Source organism: Paracoccus sp. 08, from assembly GCF_024105395.1.
GTDB classification, from domain to species: Bacteria; Pseudomonadota; Alphaproteobacteria; order Rhodobacterales; family Rhodobacteraceae; genus Paracoccus; species Paracoccus marcusii.
In genome coordinates this window covers 1-4,499 of record NZ_WEKR01000054.1, presented here as the reverse complement: position 1 = coordinate 4,499, position 4,499 = coordinate 1, and the positions used below count along the sequence as shown (strand labels likewise).

Below are 4,499 nucleotides of genomic sequence, written 5' to 3'. Positions count from 1 at the left end.
GGCGGGCGGTCCAGGGCGATCAGCCCTAGACCGACCAACGCGAGGGACGCCGCCATGATAGAAGTGCCACCGCCTCCGGCTTTCAGCCCCCCGCGTGGATGATTACAGAAGGATGAATTGTTGCCGTTATCGGCAATCATCCTTACTAGAACATTCAACAACTGTCTCATGAGGGCTTCGACCAATGACAGAAGAAACACGCGGCAGGAAAGTTGAAATCTTTTCGCTTGGGCATGAGCATAGTCTTACAGATCGGCTCAAGCATGTCAGGACAAGCGCAGATATTTCTCAACGGGACATGGCGGAAAAAATTGGTACGCCGTTCCGAACCTATTGCAAGATCGAGTCAGGAGAGCGCGACCTGAAAGCAAGTGAGCTTGCAATTGTCCTCGAACACTGTGGAATAGATGCCAACTGGTTTCTGTTCGGGACAGGTTACAAAGAGAGATCAGCGCGCCGTGATTGAAGCGAACAACGAGTAAAGCGGCCCGTAGGGCCGCTACTTTCTGATCGGCTAGAGTCACCGCTATTTATTGGTCGTGACGTGCGTTGTGGGCACCTGACCGCTCGCCGCGCGGGCCAGGGTGAAACCCTAGCCCGCAGGATCTGACCTAGATTTTAAACGTCGATAGATCAGCGCCGTTCTCAACAGCTTCTTTGATCCATTGCGGTTTGCGTCCTCGCCCCGACCACGTTTCGTCTTGGTTTTCGGGGTTCCGATACTTTGGCTTTGCTCCAGCACCGCTGCTTTTCGGGCTGACGGGCAAGTCAAACAGTTCCTCGATAGTAAATCCGTATTCCTTTGCAGTTGCCCTGACGGCCTTCTTTGCGTCAGTCTTGCGTGTTTTATCAAGATTGCGCATCGCGTCTTCAATCTGCTTTCGCTGTTCTTCCAGTTGAGCATAGCTCATTTCAGTTACGTTCATCAGCTTCTCCGGTTCAATCGAAAGGTTGTTCAGTCAAGAAGTGGTAGCGCCAATCTAAAAGAAAAAAAAGACCCCGCCGAAGCGGGGCCAGTATTCCTCACCACAAGGAATGGGGGTGTTCAGTCGAACGACGATTGCCGTTCTGGGAATGGAATGCCTTTGCCGTGTCCGGTTGGTGCGACAATCAGGAGATCATGGACTAGGCGATACCTGGCTCTATCTATCTCGTTGTGCAGCTCTACTACTTTAAGGAGGCAGACAAGTAGAAAGCCAAATAGGATCAATATTGCGGTCATCGGTACTGTGGGATTCTGAATGAATATAGCCACGTATACAATGCTGCCGACTACAGATGCTGCTAAACCTGCCGCCCATTTGTAAAGAGTGGTTTGCGTCTTCGCCATACGGTCGCGTTCGCACCCATGGACAAAAGTTTTTCTTCAAATTTCATGGTAAGTCCGCTCCTGTGTCCGGGGATTTGCTAACCCGTATCGTATGCCTTTTTCAACAAAGTAACCTGTAGAACCTAAAAACCAAGCTCGGTGAATTTTCGATCTTGGGATGATCTTACGCAACCGGCGCGGCATCATCCATCCACTATACCCGGCAAGATAGATGCGATGATAGAGGAAATTCATGACTGATCTCGCCTTAGCTGAAGTGGGCTTTAGAACGTAAAGGCGTTTTTCAACGCTACGTATCTTCTCGTCTCAAGTATGGAAATTAGGGCGGCGCTAACCGCCCTAAATTAGATCAGAAGCAATCCGGGGTCCAAGCCTCGATGCGGGCCTTCTTCTCCGCGTCGATCTTCCATGCCTTCTGATACTCGGCATCGCTGAACAGACGCTCCATGCACTGCGCTTTCTCGGCCTTTTTCTGCGCCTTGTGCGCCTTGAAGCCGTTCCCCTGCGGATCGCAGCCGGTCAGGTCCAGATGCAGCGTGTCCAGATAGTCGGCGCTGACGCGGCTGAAAAAGTTCTCGGCGGTGGGTGTCCAGACCTTGCGGATACCGGCCCCGGCATCGGCCTCGATCAGTCCGAAAAACTCCGCGCTGCCTGCGCCGTAGGGCAGGGTCCGCGCCACGCTATCGACCAGCGCCACGTTGCGGGCTTTCTTGCCAGCGGCGACGAACGTGCGGAAGGCGGTCGCCAGATCGTCAATCCGCAGTTCCGGGCGGCTCCATGCCTCATGTCCCGCAGGGGCATGGGTCAGCCGTTCGGAACACTCCAACCCATCCGGCTTGCTCGGGCAGTTGTTGGGGCGTCCCGGCGACAGGTCGAAAACATGGGTGCTGACACCCGATGCCAGCGACATGCCGAAGGCCAGCAGGTCAAAGATCATTTCCGGCTTGTCCAGCAGCGCGGTCTGGATCGCGGCCAGCCGCACGGCCTTCATGTCCTCGACCAGCGCACCGGAATAGGGCGACTTGGGCGCATCCTCGACGCTGTCCGCGCTGAGGCGTGTTGCGGCATGTCCGGTCAGAACCTGCGTCTCGATTGCTTCATCCCGGTCATAGGGGCTGACAAGGGGGTTAGTCACGCAAAGCCGTCCATCGCTTCCCACATAGACGAACACCCCCGCCACGGCGCGCTGTGTGTCGGTGTAGTCTCCGTCAAGGATTGCGACCAGTTCGGCTAGTTCGGCTTTGCCCGCTTCGTCCAGAACGTCGCCGTTCGCCAGTTCGGCCAGTTCGTCGTAACGCTCGGACTGCGCTTCGGTCAGTTCGCCCTCGACGCGGTAGACCCGGTCCATCTTCTCCGTGGTGCCGTAGGGAATATAGCTGTCGGTCGAAACATCCGCCCATTTCCAGACCTCCCCGACCTTCGCCGCTTCCTCTTTCAGTTTTTCGATGAACAGGCGGTCCAGCAGATCGGCATCGTGCAGCGCGGTCGTGTCGCTGAACAGATCGCGGTTCATCCGCCCGCCCGCTGCGGTATAGGCGTCCAGCCCGACAAACAGGGCGCGGCGATCGGTGCCGCTGATCGCGTCAGGCTGCAAGGCGCGCTTGATCTGGTGTTCCGACAGGTCGCGGCCCTTCACCTCGGCCAGAACCTGCAAGGTCAGGGCCTCGTCCTGGGACACGGTAAAGGCTTTCGCCATGCCAAGGCTGATCTGCCCCGCCTTCAAGGCGTCCAGAACCGGGGCGGGCAGCGCGGCCAGCGCAAGGCGGCGGTAAACATGCGCCTCGGTCTTGCCGAAGCTGCGGGCGATGGTGGACACGTCCGCGCCCGCATCCTTCATCCGGCCATAGGCACGGATTTCATCGGCGGGTGCCAAGTCCTCGCGGGCGGCGTTCTCGGCGCTGGCCCATGCCCGCGCGGTGGCCTCGTCGGCTGCGATGCGGACGGGAACGGAGGCCAGTTCCGGGTGGCGCTTGGTCACGGTTGGATCACGCTCGACCGCACGGGCAATGGCGCGCAGCCTGCGCCCCCCGGCGACGATGCCGACGCGGCCATCCGCGTCAACGGTGCCGGAAAGGTTCTGGATCAGGCCGATCATGGCAAGGCTGTCGGCCAGCAGGTCGATCCCCTCCGGGTCCGCGTCCTGACGCGGGTTCATGTCGGAGACATAGAGTTGGGCCAGCGGGAAATACTGGATCGGGGCGGCGGCGATGATTTCGGTTTTCATGGGTGGCATTCCTGTTTGCGACGATTACTTGATTGATGTGGCGTCCGGCTGTGAGGGCAGGACAAAGCGATGGGGGGGGGTTTCAACCGGCCCCATGCTGCGTCAGGAAGCGGCGTCCGATACCGAAGGTGTCGCCCTTCCTGACCAGCGCCCATGCTTCTGCGAGACGCTGTTCCAAGACTGCATTGCTCATGTGTTCATTCCCTTGTCGGTGAAGCTGCGGGAAGCATCGGCCTGCCTGCGGAGCAAAGCAGGCCGATCCCCGGTCAGTGTTCGGACGGCAGGTAGAGCGTCAGGACACGGCGCGTCTGGTCAGGGTCACAGGCACAATCGGGCATCGTTGCGCCGTAGGTGTAGGCGGTGTCGAAAAGGTCGATCTTCCAGAAGATCGCCGCGCCATCGGCCTCCACGCGACCAAAGGAGTGATCCTCCCAAGGGTCGTTTTCCTCGGTGAAGTCGGTGAAGTTGATAACCTTCTCCATCAGCGCGGATTTGGTCACCACGGGCAGAGCCTCGAAACCCGGCGTGACGACAACACGGCCTTTCAGATGATGGTCCCGCCACAGGGCTGCGAAGCCCAGGCAGCGCCGGAAGGCGTCGTTCTGCTCTGCGATCAGCAGGCGCAGCATGTGGTCGCGCGCCTGCTCGGCGGCGGTGTCGGTTTGGATTGCTAGAGCCATGTCTGGCCTCCTTGTAGTGGTTAGCGTGGTGCGCTTGCTGCGCCCCTTCCGCACCTCCTTTTTACTATTTATAACAACGCTTTCCCACTTATTTATTGCCGTTTTCGGCAATTAAATAGCTTGACCAAAGCACCCCCTTCGGACTTCTTTTGATGCCTGAGGGGAGGGAGCGCACAGCCCCGTAAGGGGCCAAAAAAGAAACTGTCACCGCAACGCGGTGCCCGCATTGGTGACGGTCGCGGATCGGCGCCTGGCCTGACTTCTT

The 4,499-nt window shown here is 58.4% G+C and carries 4 protein-coding genes; 1 reads left to right on the top strand and 3 read right to left on the bottom strand.

Features of this window, described 5'->3' with window-relative positions:
- Positions 1-184 precede the first annotated feature (184 nt).
- Entirely contained in the window at positions 185-466 is a 282-nt protein-coding gene (locus GBO37_RS13945; protein ID WP_084697590.1) for a helix-turn-helix domain-containing protein, read from the top strand.
- Between the two features lie 145 nt (positions 467-611).
- On the opposite strand, the gene GBO37_RS13940 is transcribed toward GBO37_RS13945, so the two are convergent.
- The 3 genes from GBO37_RS13940 to GBO37_RS13930 form a co-directional block, all read right to left on the bottom strand.
- Positions 612-926: an H-NS family nucleoid-associated regulatory protein gene (locus GBO37_RS13940; protein WP_084697589.1), complete on the bottom strand. Its 315-nt coding sequence runs from the start codon at positions 924-926 to the stop codon at positions 612-614.
- A 753-nt stretch (positions 927-1,679) separates the two neighbouring features.
- Positions 1,680-3,554: a ParB/RepB/Spo0J family partition protein gene (locus GBO37_RS13935; RefSeq protein ID WP_252929631.1), complete on the bottom strand. Its 1,875-nt coding sequence runs from the start codon at positions 3,552-3,554 to the stop codon at positions 1,680-1,682.
- Between the two features lie 266 nt (positions 3,555-3,820).
- A complete protein-coding gene (locus GBO37_RS13930) occupies positions 3,821-4,234 on the bottom strand; it encodes a DUF3768 domain-containing protein (protein ID WP_052714916.1) in 414 nt (137 codons plus the stop codon).
- Positions 4,235-4,499 lie beyond the last annotated feature (265 nt).